Origin of the sequence: Salinarimonas soli, assembly GCF_008386575.1 — a bacterium.
Taxonomy (GTDB): Bacteria; Pseudomonadota; Alphaproteobacteria; order Rhizobiales; family Beijerinckiaceae; genus Salinarimonas_A; species Salinarimonas_A soli.
In genome coordinates this window covers 110,375-126,257 of record NZ_VUOA01000016.1, presented here as the reverse complement: position 1 = coordinate 126,257, position 15,883 = coordinate 110,375, and the positions used below count along the sequence as shown (strand labels likewise).

Annotated in this window: 15 protein-coding genes; 7 read left to right on the top strand and 8 right to left on the bottom strand. The window is 71.8% G+C overall.

Annotated features, from left to right (window positions below; translation table 11 throughout):
• Positions 1–2 precede the first annotated feature (2 nt).
• The 4 genes from F0L46_RS07260 to F0L46_RS07245 all read right to left on the bottom strand — a co-directional run bounded on the left by F0L46_RS07260 (position 3) and on the right by F0L46_RS07245 (position 4,972).
• Entirely contained in the window at positions 3–1,736 is a 1,734-nt protein-coding gene (locus F0L46_RS07260; protein WP_149816391.1) for a magnesium chelatase subunit D, read from the bottom strand.
• Positions 1,733–2,755 carry a magnesium chelatase ATPase subunit I gene (gene bchI / locus F0L46_RS07255; protein ID WP_149816390.1) on the bottom strand — a complete coding sequence of 341 codons (1,023 nt, stop codon included), beginning with the start codon at positions 2,753–2,755 and terminating at the stop codon, positions 1,733–1,735. Before bchI ends, F0L46_RS07260 begins: the two co-directional genes overlap by 4 nt.
• 94 nt (positions 2,756–2,849) lie before the next feature.
• Positions 2,850–4,310, bottom strand: a complete 1,461-nt coding sequence (locus F0L46_RS07250; RefSeq protein ID WP_149816389.1) for a carotenoid oxygenase family protein — start codon at positions 4,308–4,310, stop codon at positions 2,850–2,852.
• Positions 4,311–4,414: 104 nt separating this feature from the next.
• Positions 4,415–4,972, bottom strand: coding sequence for a DUF4142 domain-containing protein (locus tag F0L46_RS07245; protein WP_188311886.1), 558 nt, complete (start codon positions 4,970–4,972; stop codon positions 4,415–4,417).
• A 294-nt stretch (positions 4,973–5,266) separates the two neighbouring features.
• Here F0L46_RS07245 and F0L46_RS07240 point away from each other — a divergent pair, with 294 nt between their 5' ends.
• The 6 genes from F0L46_RS07240 to F0L46_RS07215 all read left to right on the top strand — a co-directional run bounded on the left by F0L46_RS07240 (position 5,267) and on the right by F0L46_RS07215 (position 12,484).
• Positions 5,267–6,586, top strand: a complete 1,320-nt coding sequence (locus F0L46_RS07240) for a class I SAM-dependent methyltransferase (protein WP_149816387.1) — start codon at positions 5,267–5,269, stop codon at positions 6,584–6,586.
• Positions 6,576–7,154, top strand: coding sequence for a hypothetical protein (locus tag F0L46_RS07235; protein WP_149816386.1), 579 nt, complete (start codon positions 6,576–6,578; stop codon positions 7,152–7,154). Before F0L46_RS07240 ends, F0L46_RS07235 begins: the two co-directional genes overlap by 11 nt.
• 91 nt (positions 7,155–7,245) lie before the next feature.
• Positions 7,246–8,598 (top strand): Nramp family divalent metal transporter, encoded by a 1,353-nt coding sequence (locus F0L46_RS07230; RefSeq protein ID WP_240539902.1) that lies wholly within the window; start codon positions 7,246–7,248, stop codon positions 8,596–8,598.
• 349 nt (positions 8,599–8,947) lie between these two features.
• On the top strand, positions 8,948–10,675 hold the full coding sequence (araD, locus tag F0L46_RS07225; protein ID WP_149816384.1) for an L-arabinonate dehydratase: 1,728 nt from the start codon (positions 8,948–8,950) through the stop codon (positions 10,673–10,675).
• 1 nt (position 10,676) lies between these two features.
• Positions 10,677–11,450, top strand: coding sequence for an HpcH/HpaI aldolase family protein (locus tag F0L46_RS07220; protein WP_149816383.1), 774 nt, complete (start codon positions 10,677–10,679; stop codon positions 11,448–11,450).
• On the top strand, positions 11,447–12,484 hold the full coding sequence (locus F0L46_RS07215; RefSeq protein ID WP_240539901.1) for a LacI family DNA-binding transcriptional regulator: 1,038 nt from the start codon (positions 11,447–11,449) through the stop codon (positions 12,482–12,484). Before F0L46_RS07220 ends, F0L46_RS07215 begins: the two co-directional genes overlap by 4 nt.
• Before the next feature lie 230 nt (positions 12,485–12,714).
• Here F0L46_RS07215 and F0L46_RS26575 read toward each other — a convergent pair whose 3' ends face one another.
• Both F0L46_RS26575 and F0L46_RS26570 read right to left on the bottom strand, forming a co-directional pair.
• Positions 12,715–13,158: an aspartate dehydrogenase gene (locus F0L46_RS26575; protein WP_210247620.1), complete on the bottom strand. Its 444-nt coding sequence runs from the start codon at positions 13,156–13,158 to the stop codon at positions 12,715–12,717.
• Positions 13,113–13,499 (bottom strand): hypothetical protein, encoded by a 387-nt coding sequence (locus F0L46_RS26570; protein WP_210247619.1) that lies wholly within the window; start codon positions 13,497–13,499, stop codon positions 13,113–13,115. The genes F0L46_RS26575 and F0L46_RS26570 overlap by 46 nt, the downstream gene beginning before the upstream one ends.
• Before the next feature lie 118 nt (positions 13,500–13,617).
• On the opposite strand from F0L46_RS26570, the gene F0L46_RS07205 reads away from it, so the two are divergent.
• Positions 13,618–14,541 (top strand): amidoligase family protein, encoded by a 924-nt coding sequence (locus F0L46_RS07205; protein WP_149816382.1) that lies wholly within the window; start codon positions 13,618–13,620, stop codon positions 14,539–14,541.
• Between the two features lie 3 nt (positions 14,542–14,544).
• Here the strand turns inward: F0L46_RS07205 and F0L46_RS07200 are convergent, their stop codons facing one another.
• Both F0L46_RS07200 and msrB read right to left on the bottom strand, forming a co-directional pair.
• Positions 14,545–14,916 (bottom strand): hypothetical protein, encoded by a 372-nt coding sequence (locus F0L46_RS07200; RefSeq protein ID WP_149816381.1) that lies wholly within the window; start codon positions 14,914–14,916, stop codon positions 14,545–14,547.
• A gap of 260 nt (positions 14,917–15,176) precedes the next feature.
• Positions 15,177–15,665 carry a peptide-methionine (R)-S-oxide reductase MsrB gene (msrB, locus tag F0L46_RS07195; protein ID WP_149816380.1) on the bottom strand — a complete coding sequence of 163 codons (489 nt, stop codon included), beginning with the start codon at positions 15,663–15,665 and terminating at the stop codon, positions 15,177–15,179.
• Positions 15,666–15,883: the final 218 nt, after the last annotated feature.

Below are 15,883 nucleotides of genomic sequence, written 5' to 3'. Positions count from 1 at the left end.
GGTCAGGCCATCGCGAGCCGGACGGCCCGGCTCACGGCGGCGGCGTCGGCGCGCGGCAGCGGCAGATAGCGGGCCGCCATGGCGGCCGCCACCTCGCCGGCGAGCGGCTGGCCCCGGGGCGAGGTGTCGATGACGAGGGCGGACAGCCCTTCGGCGCCCACCCGCCGCGCGACGGCGAGGGCATCGGCCGCGGCCGCCGCCCGGCCGGTCTCGCCCGAGCGGCAGACATTGGCGCCGCCGTCGGTGAGGAGGACGAGGGTCGGCGCGTCGCCGCGCCGGCGCAGGGTGTCGGCGAGCCGGGCCGCCGCCTCGATGCCCGCCGCGAGCGGGGTTCCGCCGCCCCCGGGCAGGCCCGCGAGGCTGCGCTTGGCGCGCACGAGGGAGCGCGTCGGCTCCAGCAAGATCTCGGCCCCGCTGCGCCGGAAGGCGAGGAGCGCGACGCGGTCGCGGCGCACATAGGCCTGCGCCAGCAGCAATTCGACGGCACCCTTGGCTTCGGCGAGCCGGTTCATCGCCGAGGAGCCCGAGGCGTCGACGGCGACGATCGCCGTGGCGCGGCTGTGAGGCTTTCGCACGCCGACGCGGAAGTCCTCTCGGCGCACCGCGACCCGCCCGGGCTCGACGGCATCGACCCGCCGCCGCAAGCCCTGCCAGGGCGCCGCCGCGCGAAGGGTCGCGAGCAGGTCGAGGCGTGCGCCGCCCCGGGGCTCGCCAGGGCGGGATCCCGCGGGACGGCCCGTGGTGCCGGGCCGCTTCTGGACGCTGCTGTCGCCCCGCGACCGGCCGTGCTCGCCACCGCCCTTCGGCGCCTGGAGAGCGTCGAGCAGGCCAGGCGGCAGCGCGGCGCGGGTCGCCTCGACGAGGCGGTCCGTGAGATCGCTCTCGACCGGCTCGCCGGCCTTGTCGTCCGGCGTCGGCTCGTCGGGAGCGGGAGGCTCGGGCGGCGTCTCGTCGGACTGCGCCGGCGCGAGCGTGGCGCGGGGGCAGAGCACAAGGCGGACGCCCTCCGCGAGGTCGTCCTCGGTCACGCTGGTCCTGCCGGCGAGAGCCGCGCCGGCGCGCGCGGCGGCGAGCGCCAGGAGGGGGGCGCGCAGGGAGGCGATCCCGAGCCTCAGTGCGACCTCGGTCACGGCCCCGACGATCTCGGGCGTGACCGCGACCGCATGAAGGCGCGCCCGCGCCGCCGGGATGTCGGGCGGCGTGTCCGGGGCGATGTCGCGGATCGAGAGGTCGACAAGGTCGAGGCGGAAGGCGAGGCGGTCGAGGAGGGCCTCGGGCGGTGCCTCGTCTGCCTCGCCTTCGTCGAGGAGCGCTAGGCCGATGCGCGCCCGCGCATGGTCCTGGATGCCGTCGCGTTCCACCACGACGGCGCCGCGGTCGAGGACGCCCGCGAGGCGAGCCGCGGTGCCGGGCGACAGGCGCTCGGCGCAGGGGACGACGACCATGCCGCCATCGGCCTCCGCCAGCACGCCCCGGCGCGCGATCGGACGTCCGGCCTTCAGGGTTTCGGCAAGGTCGAGGCCGCCGAGGAGCCGGTCGTCGTCGATGCCGACCGGAAGGCGGCGGACCGGCTCGGACGGGGGCAGAGCGCCGCGCAGGGCGGCGAGCCAATGATCGCGGACGGGCCCAGGGCGAGCCCTGACCGCGGCGCCCCCGAGGCGGTGCGGATCGACGGCGAGGAGATGCGCGGCGCGCAGGGGCCCCGCCATGGCGCCGCCGGGCGGGGCGGCGGTCATGCGGCGAATTGCTGGGCGAGGGCGATCTCGACCCGCGTCCCGGAACTCGCTTCGTCGAGGGGGTTGCGGCGCAGGCGATGGCGCAGGACCGCGGGCGCGATCCGGCGCAGATGCGCGTCCTCCACCGATTCGGCGCCCTCCAGGGCCGCCAGGGCACGCGCCGCGCGCATGAGGGTGAGCTCGCCGCGAAGGCCGTCCGTGCCCAGCGCCATGCAGAGGCCCGCGGCCCGCAACAGGGTCGCGTCCGGGACGACGACACCCGGCAGCCTGCGGTGGGCGGCGGCGATCTTGCGGCGGATGCGCATGTCCTCGCGCCGCCAGAGCTCCAGGAAGGCCTCGGGGTCGCGCTCGAAGGCGTCGCGGCGGCGGACCACCTCGACACGCTGGGCGAGGTCTTTCGGCGTCCCGATCTCGACCGAGAGGCCGAACCGGTCGAGGAGTTGCGGGCGCAGGTCGCCCTCCTCCGGGTTGCCGCTGCCGACCAGCACGAAGCGGGCCGGATGACGGACGCTCAGCCCCTCGCGCTCGACCACGTTCTGGCCCGAGGCCGCGACGTCGAGGAGGAGATCGACGATGTGATCCTCCAGGAGGTTCACCTCGTCGACATAGAGGAAGCCGCGATGGGCGCGGGCGAGCAGCCCCGGCTCGAAGGCCTTCTCGCCCCGGGTGATGGCCCGCTCCAGGTCGAGGGCGCCGACGACGCGGTCCTCGGTGACGCCGAGCGGCAGGTCGACGACGGGCACCGGCACCCGCTGGCTCCCGAGGGAGCCGGACCGCGCGGCGCATTCCTCGCAGCGCGCGCTTGGGCCCGCCGCCGGGTCGCAACGGTAGCGGCAGCCCGCGACGGCGTTCATGGGAGGCAGGAGCGAGGCGAGGCCGCGCACGGCGGTGGACTTGCCCGTGCCGCGGTCGCCCAGAACGAGAACGCCGCCGACGCTTGGATCAATGGCCGCGATCAGAAGCGCAAGCTTCATCTCGTCCTGGCCGACAATGGCCGAAAAGGGGAACACGGCACCCATGCGGCACAAGCCTCCAGGAGCGCCGATCCCGCCGACCGTGCTCGCTCCCCAAGCTATGTCAACACAAGCTGCGTTCGCAAGTGTCAACTTCGCCTTACGCATGCAATCCGGCTCGCGTGGTGCGGCTCGGCAGGAAATTGCCGTGGAATCCGAACGGGATGTGGTGCGGTGCCTCGGCCCGCGCGAGCTCCGACAGGCTGGCGGCGTCGAGCACGAGCAGGAAGGAGCGCCGGGCCGCCGTGTCGAGCACGATCGAGAGCAGCACGCCCGCGTCCTCCGCCCCCTCCCCCGGCGCGGGCACGAAGACGGGCTCGCCGGGGAAGCACCCCGGCTCGGTCCAGGCGAGCGCGCCGCCGGTCTCGCAATCGATCTTCACGATACGGTCGAGGAAGATGGCGCCGGAGGTCTGCCCCACGCCCCAGACGTAGCGGTGCCGCTGCCCGGCGGCGCGCTCGTAATGGATGCGCTGGAGCTCGATGGGCTCCCCGGAGAGTCGCTCGTGCCGCGCCGTTTGGGCGCGCAGGTCGAGGCGGGTGCGGGTCAGGATGCCGGTGAGGTTCACGGGCTCGCCGCTGCGCAGGGAGGCGAGCTGCAGCTTCTCCATCACGGTCCCGTCGGGATGCATGATCATGTCGACGACGAGCTCGTCCCCCTCCTCGTAGGCATTGACGTGATGAAAGGCGAAGCCCGGGTCCCCGCGGATCCGCGCGACGGCCCGCCCGGTATCCTTGTCGACGACGTGGAAGGTGGTGCCCCGCGCGGGCTCCCAGCGGAAGTTCGCCATGAAAGGCTTGCCCGACAGGAGGACGGAGAGAGGGTTCACGACGAGGGGATACTCGACCAGCACGAGATAGCGCTCGGACATGCCGAAGCTGTGCATGTAGGCCGGGCAGTCGACCTCGATCTCGTGCAGCGTCTCGCGGGCGCCGGTCACGGCGTCGATCGCGATCAGGCGGTAGCGGCTGCGGCGGCCGAAGGTGACGTCGAAGGTGTAATGCCGGCCCCGTGCGGCATCGAAATGGGGATGGGCCACCGCCATGTCGGCGTCGCCCGGCGCGAGCTCCGAGACGCCGAGCGTCTCGAGGGTCTCGGGATCGAACCGCATCGGCAGGGGCGTCTCGGTGAAGGCGAGAACCTCGCCCGCCACCGTGTTGATGCTCACCCCGCAATTGTCGGTCCGTTCGTTGCGGAACGTCGCGACGACGCGGCGAAACAGCGACCAGCACGGGTCGGTGCCGAACTCCCGGAAGGCGATCCGCCCCTCGGCGAGCGCCCGCTCGCGGGCCTGCGAGCGCAGGAAGCGGTTGGAATAGGTCACCGCGCCGTCCCGCAGGGCGAAGCGGTGGAGCATGGCGAAGCCGTCGAACCAATGATTGAACGAGCGGCCGCCGATCTCGAACTGCCCCGGCGCGGTGCGCAGGAGGGCGCCCTCGATCCACGCCGGCAGCGTGCCCCGCACCGACAGGGCCATGTCGGCCACCTCGCGGTCGAGCGACTCGAATCCGAGGGTCGGGACGGCCGGGGTCGTCGGGACGGCGGTCGCGGGTCGGCTCATGCCATGCCTCGGTCTGGGTCGGACGGGAAACGGGCGACGCCGCCGCACGATCCCAAGTGCCGATGCGTCCCCGCCCCGTCATATGGGCAGGGACGCGCTCGGTTTCAGGATGCGTTGTTGATGTCCTGCAGGATCGCGAGATGGCGGTCGATCAGCGGGAGGGCCTGGGTTGCGATCGCGGCGAGCGTCGGATCGGAGCCGTTGGCGGCGTAGCCCTGGTTCAGGAGCCGCAGCTCGCGGTGCCCGTCGATCTGGGTGCCCACATAGAGCTTGTCGAACGGCGTGCCGGCGGAGCCCGTCTGGTGCAGCTGGAGCACGGTCGCGTCGCGCGCCGAGAGGCCGGCAGCCTGGTCGGCGGGGAGGCGCGGCACCGAGCCCGTCGTCGCGGCGGCGCGGGCGAAGGCCTGGCGGAACGCGAGCTGCTCGTTGATCTCCTCCTGCGCGAAGGCCCGCACCGCCGGGCTCGGGGACTTGGCAAGCGCGATGCGGCTCGTCTCCAGGGCCAGGCCACCCGTCGAGAGCGCGCGACCCTGGTAGAGGTCGTCGCTCAAGGGCGAGCCGGTGACCGGGGGAACGCTCTGGGCCATGGCCGGCGTGACGAGGCCGAACATGAGGCCGGTGAACAGGATGCGACGGCGGACGAGATCGGTTTCAAGGGTCATGCGGGGCTCCACGAGATAGATCCGGTGAAGCCGGCAAGTCCTGGCAAGTTCCGGCGAGAGGCCTGACAAAACGACGCGCCGGGATGGGTGCATCGTGCCGCGGCAAGATCATGAAACGTCGCTGTTTTCGGCGAGGCGGCAACGGCGCGGTGGCTTGCGGCGGCGGCCGGGCCCCGCCCGGGAACCTGCCGTGCGACAGCCGGGAGGACGGCTCGCGCCGCGTGGCGCTCGGCCCTCGCATCCGCGCACTTGGCGGCCTATGGTGCCGCGCGTCGTCAACGAGAGAGCATGTTCATGAGCGGGGACAACCGGCTTCAGGCCATCAGGAGCCTACTGGAGGAGGTGCACCGGGCGCTCGATCTCGCCTTCGGCTTCGAGCTGTGGGACGGCTCGCGGATCCCGGCTTCGCTGACGGACGACGCGATGCGGCTCGTGATCGCGCGCGAGAGCGTGATCGCGGCGCTCCTGCGCCGCCCGACTCTCGACACCCTCCTCAACGCCCACGTCTCGGGCCTCCTCGACCTGAGGAACGGCACGATCTTCGATCTCGCGGCACAGCGCCCCCAGGGCAAGCTGCGGCGGCGGCTCGCGGGAATCGGCAAGCTCCGGGTGCTCGGCGTCGCGGCGAAATTCCTGCGCGCGCCCGCCGACATGCCCCGCCCCCTCGACGCGCCGCGGGGCCAGACCGGCGGCCAGGACGGGCGGCCCGAGACGAACAAGACGAACATCGCCTTCCACTACGACGTCTCGAACGAGTTCTACCGGCTCTTCCTCGATCCGGAGATGGTCTACACCTGCGCGTACTTCCAGCCCGACTGGCACGACGACCTCGCCCGCGCCCAGCGCGACAAGCTCGACATGATCTGCCGCAAGCTCCGCCTGAAGCCCGGCGAGCGGCTTCTCGACATCGGCTGCGGCTGGGGAGCCCTCATCTGCCACGCGGCGCAGCATTACGGCGTCAGCGCGCTCGGCGTGACCCTCGCCGAGGAGCAGGCGGCGCTCGCGCGGGAGAAGATCAAGGCGCTGGGGCTCCAGGGCCGGGTCGAGGTGCGGCTGGAGGATTACAGCCGGCTGGAGGGCGAGTTCGACAAGATCTCGTCCATCGGCATGTTCGAGCACGTCGGCATCGCCAACCACCCGACCTACTTCCGCGCCGTGCACCGGCTGCTGCGGCCGCGGGGGCTCTACCTCCATCACACCATCGCCAGGCGCGCCAAGCGCTCCGACAAGGCGTTCCGCCGCACGCGGCCCGAGGCGCGGGCGATCATGCGCCACATCTTCCCCGGCGCCGAGCTCGACCATCTCGGCATGTCGGTGACGAACCTGGAGCGCTTCGGCTTCGAGGTGCACGACGTGGAGGCCTGGCGCGAGCACTACCAGCGCACCACGCGCCTCTGGTGGGAGAACCTGCGCGCCAACCGCGAGCGGGCGGAGGCCGAGGTCGGCCCGGAAAAGACGCGCACCTGGATGCTCTATCTCGCGGGCGTGTCGCTCGCCTTCGAGCGCGGCGTCATCGGCGTCAACCAGACGCTGGCGTCGAAGCGCACCAAGGGCGCCTCGGGCGTCCCCTCCTCCCGCGCCGATCTCTACGCGGACATCTCGGATGGCCGGTGAGCCGACGCGCGGCAGCCCGCCCGTAACGTCCCTCTCCCCGGTGCGCCGGGCGCTCGCTCCCCTGCTGCGGGGCCTCGGACTGGTCCTGCGCGGGATCTTCGCCGCCGCGATCCTGCTCCAGGAATTGGTGGCGTTCGTCGGCGCCCCGGTCTGGCGCGCCATCGCGGGGCTGCCCTTCCTCGCCGCGCTTGCCGATTTGGTCCGCCGCCTGCCGCCCTACGGCGTGCTCGCGGTGCTCGCCGTGCCGTTCCTCGTGGCCGAGCCCCTGAAGATCGCCGGCCTCTACGCGCTCGGCACCGGGCGCATCGCCTGGGGCGTGGGGCTCCAGGTCGTGGGGCATGCCGTGAGCCTGCTCCTCGTCGAGCGCATCCTCCATGCCGGCCTACCGCAGCTTCTCACCCTGCGCTGGTTCGCCGTGATCTGGGGCTGGTTCGTGAGCGTCCGGTCGGCGGTCGGGGCGTGGATCACCGCCATCGGCCTGCGCCGCCTGCTCGCCCGGATCCGGGACGGCGTCGTGGCGCTCGCGGCCTCGATCCGCCGGGGAATCCTGCGCCTGGTCGGGCGCTGAGGCCGCCTGCGCCGGCATGACGGCTTCACAGCGGAGCCGAGCCGTGCGACGCTGTTGCAAATCATTTGCAATTGCCGGACCGGAGCGCGCCTTGGACACCCGCACGAACGACCCCGACGACGGCCTCACCGGGTGGCGGCATCCGCGCCGGGATGCGCCCCTGGCCGACGTCTACCGCTCGGTGTCCGTGCCCCGGGGCGGCAGCAACCTGCGCAAGCTCGCCGCTTTCCTCGGGCCGGGCTACCTGGTGGCGGTGGGCTACATGGACCCGGGCAACTGGGCCACCTCCATCGCCGGGGGCTCGCGCTTCGGCTACACGCTGCTCGCCGTCGCGCTCGTCTCCAACGTGATGGCGATCGTGCTGCAAGCGCTTTGCGCGCGCCTTGCCATCGCGTCGGGCCGCGACCTCGCCCAGGCCTGCCGCGACGCGTTCCCGAAGGCGGTCGCCTACCCGCTCTGGCTCATGGCGGAGCTCGCCATCGTGGCGACCGACCTTGCCGAGGTGATCGGCACGGCGGTCGGGCTCAACCTGCTGTTCGGCCTGCCGCTCGAGATCGGGGTGCTCGTCACGGCGCTCGACGTGTTCCTGATCCTCTACCTCCAGAAGCTCGGCTTCCGGTACCTGGAGGTGATGATCGTGACGCTGCTCGGCGTCATCGCCCTGTGCTTCGGGGCGCAGATCGTGCTCGCGGATCCCGAATGGGGCGCCGTGCTGCGGGGTTTCGCGCCGACCACCGAGATCGTCACGAACCCCGAGATGCTCTACCTGGCGCTCGGGATCCTCGGCGCGACGGTGATGCCGCACAACCTCTATCTCCATTCGGCCATCGTGCAGACCCGCGCCTATGGGTCCACGATCCCTGAGAAGCGCCAGGCGCTCACCTTCGCGACCATCGATTCGACGGTGGCGCTGATGTTCGCGCTCCTCATCAACGCCGCGATCCTGATCCTCGCCGCGGCGGCGTTCCACGCCACGGGACGCAAGGAGGTCGCGGAGCTCGGCGACGCCTACAACCTCCTCTCGCCGCTCCTTGGCGCCGCCATCGCGCCGACGCTGTTCGGCATCGCGCTCCTGTGCTGCGGGCTCAACTCCACCGTGACGGCGACGCTGGCGGGCCAGGCCGTGATGGAGGGCTTCCTCGACATCCGCCTCCCGCCCTGGCTGCGCCGCCTCATCACCCGCATGGTGGCGATCGTGCCCGCCGCCGCGGTGACGATCTGGTACGGGGACAGCGGCACCGCGCGGCTCCTCATCCTGAGCCAGGTGGTGCTCTCGCTCCAGCTCTCCTTCGCCGTCGTCCCCCTCGTGATGTTCACCGCGAGCCGCGCCAAGATGGGCCCCCTCGTGGCACCCGCCTGGCTCGTCGCCCTCGCCTGCCTCATCGCGGCGGCGATCGTGGGGCTGAACGTGAAGCTCGTCGCCGATTTCGTCCTGGGAGCTTAGGGCGCCGCCCGCCTCCGTGGCACATCGGGCATACGCCGGCGCGTCACGGGCGCATCGGGCCGATAGGCCTCGTGCCGGTCGTCTAGGCCGCGCCGAAGGGCATGATTGTCTGGACGGGCCTGTCCAGGTGGCCGCGGGCCGCCGCAGTGGCCGCGAGGGCTGCGGCGCCGAAAGAAGGCGACGACATGGACGATGGTCTGCCATTCCTCCTGCGCCATTCAGGACGTGACAGCGCTTGCAAAGGGGAGCGCGGGAGCATCAGAATACCCCGTCGACTCGGGCGCCCAGGCGTCCGCGCCCGCGTTGACCGGCCCCTTGAAAGCGGTACCATCGCCCCCGTGGAGGTGACGTGAGCACGAGACGAAGCCCTGAGAGCCTGCGCAGCGCCCGGTGGTACGGCGCCTCCGACATGCGCGCCTTCGCCCACCGCCAGCGCACGCAGCAGATGGGCTTCCGCCGCGACGAGTTCGTCGGGCGGCCCGTGATCGGCATCCTGAACACCTGGAGCGAGATGAGCCCCTGCCACAGCCACCTGCGCGACCGCGCGGAGGCGGTGCGGCGGGGCGTGATCCGGGCCGGGGGCTTTCCCGTCGAGCTGCCGGCCCTGTCGCTCGGCGAGGTCATCGTCAAGCCGACCACCATGCTCTACCGCAACATGCTCGCGATGGAGGCCGAGGAGCTGATCCGCCAGCATCCGCTGGACGGCGTCGTGCTCATGGGCGGCTGCGACAAGACCACGCCCGGCCTTGTCATGGGCGCCATCAGCATGGGCCTGCCCTGCATCTTCCTGCCCGCTGGGCCCATGCTCAGCGGCCGCTGGCGCGGCACCACGATCGGGGCCGGGACGCACACCCGCAAATACTGGGACGAGTACCGCGCCGGGCGCATCACGGACGACGACTGGCTGGAGCTGGAGGGGATCTCGACCCGCTCCACGGGCACCTGCAACACCATGGGCACCGCCTCGACGATGACCTCCATCGTCGAGACCCTGGGCCTGTGCCTGCCGGGCGCGACGAGCATCCCGGCGGTGGATTCCTCGCACGCCAAGATGGCCTCGGCCGTGGGCGAGCGGATCGTCGACATGGTGTGGGAGGACCTGACCCCGAACCGGATCGTCACCGAGGCGTCCGTGCGCAACGCCGTCGAGGTCCAGGCGGCGCTCGGCGGCTCGACGAACGCCCTCATCCACCTCGTCGCCGTGGCGGCCCGGGCGGGCGTCGCCCTCCCCCTCGACGCCTTCGACGAGGCAGCCCGGCGCACCCCCGTGCTTGCCAACGTGTTTCCCGCCGGCACCTTCCTCATGGAGGACGTGTACTTCGCGGGCGGCCTCCCGGCCCTCCTCTCGCGCATCCAGGACCGTCTCGACCTGTCCTGCCTCACCGTGACCGGCCGGCCCATCGGCGAGAGCGTAGGCCGCGCCAAGGTGTGGGACGACGAGGTGATCCGTCCCCTCGACCGGCCCGTCACCACCGTGCCGGCCATCGCGATCCTGCGCGGCAACCTCTGCCCCGACGGAGCGGCCATGAAGCCGTCCGCCGCCACCCCGGCGCTCCTCAACCATCGGGGCCGCGCCCTCGTCTTCGACAGCCACGCGGAGCTGAGCCGGCGCATCGACGACCCCGCCCTCGACGTGGACGAGACCACCGTGCTCGTGCTGCGCGGCGCCGGGCCCGTGGGGGCGCCGGGCATGCCGGAATGGGGCGCGCTGCCCATCCCGAAGAAGCTTCTCGACCGGGGCGTACGCGACATGGTCCGGCTCTCGGACGCCCGCATGAGCGGCACCCATTACGGCACCTGCGTCCTCCACATCGCGCCGGAATCCCATGTGGGCGGCCCGCTCGCCCTCGTGCGGACGGGCGACGAGATCGTGCTCGACGTGGAGAACCGCCGGCTCGACATGCTCGTGGACGACGCCGAGCTCGCGCGCCGACGGGAGGCCTGGACGCCGCCGGCGCCGCGCTACGAGCGGGGCTACACGATGCTCTACCAGCGGCATGTGAGCCAGGCCGACAAGGGCTGCGACTTCGACTTCCTCGAAGCCGGCGCGCCGACGCCGGAGCCGGAGATCTTCTGACATGGACCTGCCCCGCAACGCCTTCAAGCAGGCCCTCACTGAGCGCCGCCCCATGGCGGGCACCTGGATGATGAGCGCGAGCCCCGTCATCGCCGAGGCCCTGGGCTGCTCCGGCTTCGACTTCCTGGTGCTCGACATGGAGCACACGATCGTCGACGTCTCCGTGCTCTTCCCCCTCCTCCAGGCGGTCGCCGGGACGCCCGCCACGAGCGTGGTGCGCCTGCCCTGGAACGACCCGGTCCTGGTCAAGCGCGTGCTCGATTCCGGTGCCCAGAGCCTCATGTTCCCCTTCGTCCAGAACGCCGACGAGGCGCGCGCCGCGGTCGCCTCGACCCGCTATCCGCCCCACGGCATCCGGGGCGTCGCCGCCATGCACCGCGCCTCGCGCTTCGGTGCCGTGAAGGACTACCTGCACCGCGCCGCCGACGAGCTCTGCGTGATCCTCCAGCTCGAGACCATGCAGGCCGTGGAGGCGCTGCCGGACATCGCGGCGGTGGACGGGGTGGATTGCCTCTTCGTCGGCCCGGCCGACCTCTCGGCGAGCCTCGGCCTCATCGGCCAGATCGGCCATCCCGACGTGCAGAAGGCGCTCCAAGGCGCGGCGGAGGCCGCCGGGCGCGCCGGCAAGCCGGTCGGCATCGTGGCGCCGAACCCTGAGATGGCGCGTCGCTTCCTCGACTACGGCTACACCTGGTCGGCCGTGTCGTCGGACCTCGCCATGGTGACGGGCCGGGGCCGCGAGCTCGTCGGCCTCATGCGGGACGGCGGCGCTTGAGCGAGCCGCGCATCGCCGACGAGGGCCGGCGCCGGGGCGTGAACCGCTCGCGCATGGCGGACGTGGCGCGCCTTGCCGGCGTGTCGACCTCCACCGTGTCGCGGGCGCTACGCCAGCCCGACATCGTCTCGCCTGAGCTCCGGACGCGTATCGACGAGGCGATCGAGCGGCTGGCCTATGTGCCGAACCTCATGGCGGGCGGGCTTGCGAGCGCGCGCAGCCGCACGGTGGGCATCATCGTGCCCTCCATCATGAACTCGTTCTTCTCCGAGACCGTCGAGGCCCTGGGCGAGCGCCTCGCCGACCGGGGCTACCAGCTGATGCTCGGCCACAGCGGCTACTCGACGGAGCGGGAGGAGGCCCTCGTCGCCTCCTACCTCGCCTGGTCCCCCGCCGCGATCGTGCTCACCGGCCGGCACCATTCGAAGCTCACCCTGCGCCGGCTCCTGGAGGCCGAGATCCCCGTCGTCGAGATGTGGGAACTCGGCGAGCGCCCCATCGACATGCTCGTCGGCTTCTCCCACCGCGAGGTCGGGCGGGCGGTGGCCCGTCACTTTCGGTCACGCGGCGCGACGCGGCTTGCCTTCGTCGGCGCCGCTCTGGACCGCGACCTGCGCGCCCTGGAGCGCGGCGCGGGCTTCCTCGCCGAGGCGTCGGCGGGGGGTACCGATGCAGTGACCGTGAGCCTCGCCGAGCGACCGCAGGTCGCCACCGGCGCGCAGGGCTTGGCGCGGCTCCTCGACGAGCAGCCAGGGGTCGATGCCGCGTTCTTCTCCAACGACGTCATGGCGCTCGGCGCGCTCTTCGAGTGTCGGCGGCGCGGGATCGCGGTGCCCGAGCGGCTGCGCCTGTGCGGCTTCGGCGACCTCGACTTCGCGGCCGAGAGCGTGCCCTTGCTGACCACCGTTCGCCCCCCACGCCGCGAGATCGGCCGCCGCATCGCCGACGCGCTGCTCGCGCGGTTCGAGGGCGACGCGTCCGGACCCGCCGTGCTGGATCTCGGCTTCGAGCTGATCGAGCGCGAAAGCGGCTGAGCGCGTTACGGATTTTCCCGCTGGGGGATGCGCCGGATGGTCACGGTTCGCGCGTGCTCCTAATCCTCCCCCGCCGTCGAAGGGTCCGCGAATCAGGCGGGATCGGCCCGGCGGCTCATTTTTCGGGAGGTTTCATTGCTCTGGATTGGTATTGCTTGGCTCGGTTCCACCGCCGCTCTCTTGGCGCTCGCCACCTACGGGCCGAACTGACCCACCTGCGTTGATAGCACTCAGATGACCAGGCGCGCGCCTCGCTGCCGGATGGCGTGCAGGAGGTTGTAGGCCACGGAAGCCGAGGTCTTCGGGTTCGTGCTCGCAAGCCCCGCCATGGTCACCTCGAGCGTGCCGATCTCGCTCTCGGCCCGGACCTCGCCGGTATTGCCCCGACTCTCCGGATCGGCGACGAGGCGCACGCGGGTGCGCTCGAAGCCGAGGCCGGCCAGCGCGACAGTGGCAGCGAGGTTGGCGTTCTTCGGAAATTGCAGCGCCGCCTCCCGTGCCGAGCCCTCGAAGAACACGACCCGCTCGGTGAGAGCCTCCAGATCGACGGTTCGCTCGGCCGGCGTTCCGCGCCACGCGAGCGGCGGCTTCGTCGAGGTGTAGGTGACGGCATGCAGGCCTGCCGCCTTCAGGGTACCCAGGCCGTCGAGCCCCGCGATGGCCCCGGCCGGCACCAGGATCTGCCCCCGAGCGCGGTGAGCTCGTCGAGGAGCCCCGGCGTGGCGAGCGCGCCCGTGGAGGTCACCATCAACGGGACGCCGGCCGTGAGGATCGGGCGGGCGTGGTCCGCCACCGCCCTCTGCCCCGCGCACTCGACCACGAGATCGGGTTCCTCGGCGAGAAGCTCGCGAACGTCGCTCGTCACCCGCACGCTCTCCGGCAGGCCTGCCCGGGCGGCCGGCACGCCCGTGTCGCGCACCAGCACGGCCGCGAGGCGCGGCTCGCCTCCCAGCAATCCCGCGAGGGCCCGTCCGATCGCCCCGTAGCCGATCAGGGCGACGCTTCGTCCGTCCATGCTCGTGGTCTCCTTGAGCTTTCGTGAGCGTGACCGGAGAGGCCCCGCAAGCCAAGGCCCGCATGCGCGCCTCCACCGGCATTGTGGATCGCAGGGCAAGTCCCCATCTCCGGGCCGCATGGACACGTTCCCCGACGACCTCACCCCTCCCCTGCCCTTTACCCAGGACGGTGCCCCGCGGCGGGTCGGCGTCGAGATGGAGTTTCTCGGGCCGAGCGCCCGTCAGGCCGCCGAGGCGCTGGCGCGGGACATCGGCGGAACGGCCGACGAGGAGGACGCCCACGCCTACAAGGTGCGGGCCAGCCGCTTCGGCGACATCTCGATCGACCTCGATTTGCGCTACGTCCATCCTCAGCGTCATCCGGGCTTGGGCTATGGACTGGGCCGGGGCCGCGGCGTCCGGCTCACGCCCGGCGGGGCGGCCTGGTTCGGCACGCTCGTGTCGCCGATCGTGCCCCGGGAGATGATCACCGCTCCCCTTCCCCTCGCTCGGCTGCCGGAGCTCGACGATGCCGTGGAAAGCCTGCGGCGCGCCGGCGCCCGTGGACAGGGCCGGGTGTTCTTCGATGCGTTGAGCATGCATTTCAACGTCGAGCCGCCGCGCCTCGACGCCGAGACGGTGACCTCGTTCCTCAAGGCCTTCCTACTGCTGGAAGGGCGCTTCCGGCGCGAGGTCTCGCGGGGCGAGAACCGGCTCGCCGGCGTCCTGCCGGACGCCTATCCGGAGGCCTATATGCGCCGGGTGCTCGCGCCCGATTACTGGCCCGATCTCACCACCCTGGCAGCCGACTACCTCGCCGCCAATCCGAGCCGCAAGCGGGCCCTGGACCTGCTGCCCCTGTTCACGTTCCTCGACGAGGCGCAGGTGCGGGCCGTGCTGCCACGCGAGAAGATCGGGCCGCGGCCCGTGTTCCATTACCGGCTCCCGCTCGCCTTCCCGGGCGAGGCCGGCTGGAGCATCCTGCCCGACTGGCGCCGCTGGCTCGCCGTGGAGCGCCTGGCGGCGGACCGGGAGACCTTGACGGCGCCGGCCAGAGCGTAAGGCTCAGCAGCCCCCGCACATGGAACTCACGGCGCGACGCGCGGTGGCGTCCTGCCGGTCCATGACCTGGTTCATCGCGGCGAGATAATCCGGGTCGCCGGCCGGCGTGAGAGGTGCTGCGGCCAGGCGGGCTCGCGGCTGCGACGGAAGCGGGCCGACGAAATTTCCGGAACCCACGAGCGTTTCCTCGAGCACGCCCTGGCGGGTGACGAGCCCCTGAGGGAGCGCATGGGCGACCTCCTCGACGGCAAAGGCCGCTGGAGCCGGAACGCCGATATCACCGGTCGCCGAGGGCCCCTCGGCCGTGATGGTCTGGCATGCTGCGCCGACGAGCAGCAGCCCGGCGGCCATCGAGACGCGCGCGAGTTTCAGCAAGGCGGTGCTCCGTTCGGTTCCGTGGCGAATCCACTATAGAGCACTCTTGCCCGCGCCGGGACAGTCCCCCCGCAGCGTTTCGATTCGGTGTTGCCGAAAATCAGTCGATGCTTCAACGAGCCTAGACCTGTCCGGTCTTATGCTGAGGCTTTACTTGGGATGGAAGTCGCCCGGCGTCCTGATGCGCCTGTGGATCAGGACGAAAGGCTCAGACCGGCCGGGAGCGTTCCTCTATCGCGGCAGACCGGACGATAGCGGTCCTATTCGGCCCGCCGGCCCTCGGGAGCACCGCGCCCGAGGCGGTCGGGAAGCGGCAGGTCCTCCGCCACGAACTGCATCGACACCGAGTTCATGCAATAGCGCTCCCCCGTGGGCGGGGGACCGTCGTCGAACACGTGGCCGAGATGGCCCTGGCAGCGGGCGCAGCGGATCTCGACCCGCACCATGCCGTAGGAGCGATCCTCCACGAAGGCGACATGGGCGCGGTCGATGGGATCGAAGAAGCTCGGCCAGCCGGTGCCCGACTCGAACTTGGCGCCGGAGCGGAACAGGGGCAGCCCGCAAAGCCTGCAGGCATAGGTGCCCTTGCCCTCGTGGAAGACGCCGCAGAACGGCGCCTCCGTGCCGTGCTCCAGCAACACCTCGCGTTCCTCGGCGCTGAGATCGGCGACCAGCGCCCGGTACTCGGTCTCGGATGGCGGCGCGAGGTGGAACCCCGCCGCCGAAACGTCACCCTTCACATCCGCCATCGACGCCTCCGGCTCACGGGGGTCGAACGCAGGACCACGGCCCCCGGTTCGGAGCCTGCGACCTTTGGGCGGAACGGGCTTGCAGCAGCGTCCGGCGATTTGGGAGATCGCGCGATGTTCTGACGGACTTCCCTCTCAGCGTCCGCACCCGTGCCGTCTCGGGTGGGGAGTGATGGCGGTGATCCGGCCCGACATGCCGCCGATCGAACGGATGCGTT

Excerpts from the sequence above, each read along its gene's own strand:
- F0L46_RS07260 (WP_149816391.1), bottom strand. The coding sequence starts at position 1,736 with ATGACCGCCGCCCCGCCCGGCGGCGCCATGGCGGGGCCCCTGCGCGCC.
- bchI (WP_149816390.1), bottom strand. The coding sequence starts at position 2,755 with ATGGGTGCCGTGTTCCCCTTTTCGGCCATTGTCGGCCAGGACGAGATG.
- F0L46_RS07250 (WP_149816389.1), bottom strand. The coding sequence starts at position 4,310 with ATGAGCCGACCCGCGACCGCCGTCCCGACGACCCCGGCCGTCCCGACC.
- F0L46_RS07245 (WP_188311886.1), bottom strand. The coding sequence starts at position 4,972 with ATGACCCTTGAAACCGATCTCGTCCGCCGTCGCATCCTGTTCACCGGC.
- F0L46_RS07240 (WP_149816387.1), top strand. The coding sequence starts at position 5,267 with ATGAGCGGGGACAACCGGCTTCAGGCCATCAGGAGCCTACTGGAGGAG.
- F0L46_RS07235 (WP_149816386.1), top strand. The coding sequence starts at position 6,576 with ATGGCCGGTGAGCCGACGCGCGGCAGCCCGCCCGTAACGTCCCTCTCC.
- F0L46_RS07220 (WP_149816383.1), top strand. The coding sequence starts at position 10,677 with ATGGACCTGCCCCGCAACGCCTTCAAGCAGGCCCTCACTGAGCGCCGC.
- F0L46_RS26570 (WP_210247619.1), bottom strand. The coding sequence starts at position 13,499 with ATGGACGGACGAAGCGTCGCCCTGATCGGCTACGGGGCGATCGGACGG.
- F0L46_RS07205 (WP_149816382.1), top strand. The coding sequence starts at position 13,618 with ATGGACACGTTCCCCGACGACCTCACCCCTCCCCTGCCCTTTACCCAG.
- msrB (WP_149816380.1), bottom strand. The coding sequence starts at position 15,665 with ATGGCGGATGTGAAGGGTGACGTTTCGGCGGCGGGGTTCCACCTCGCG.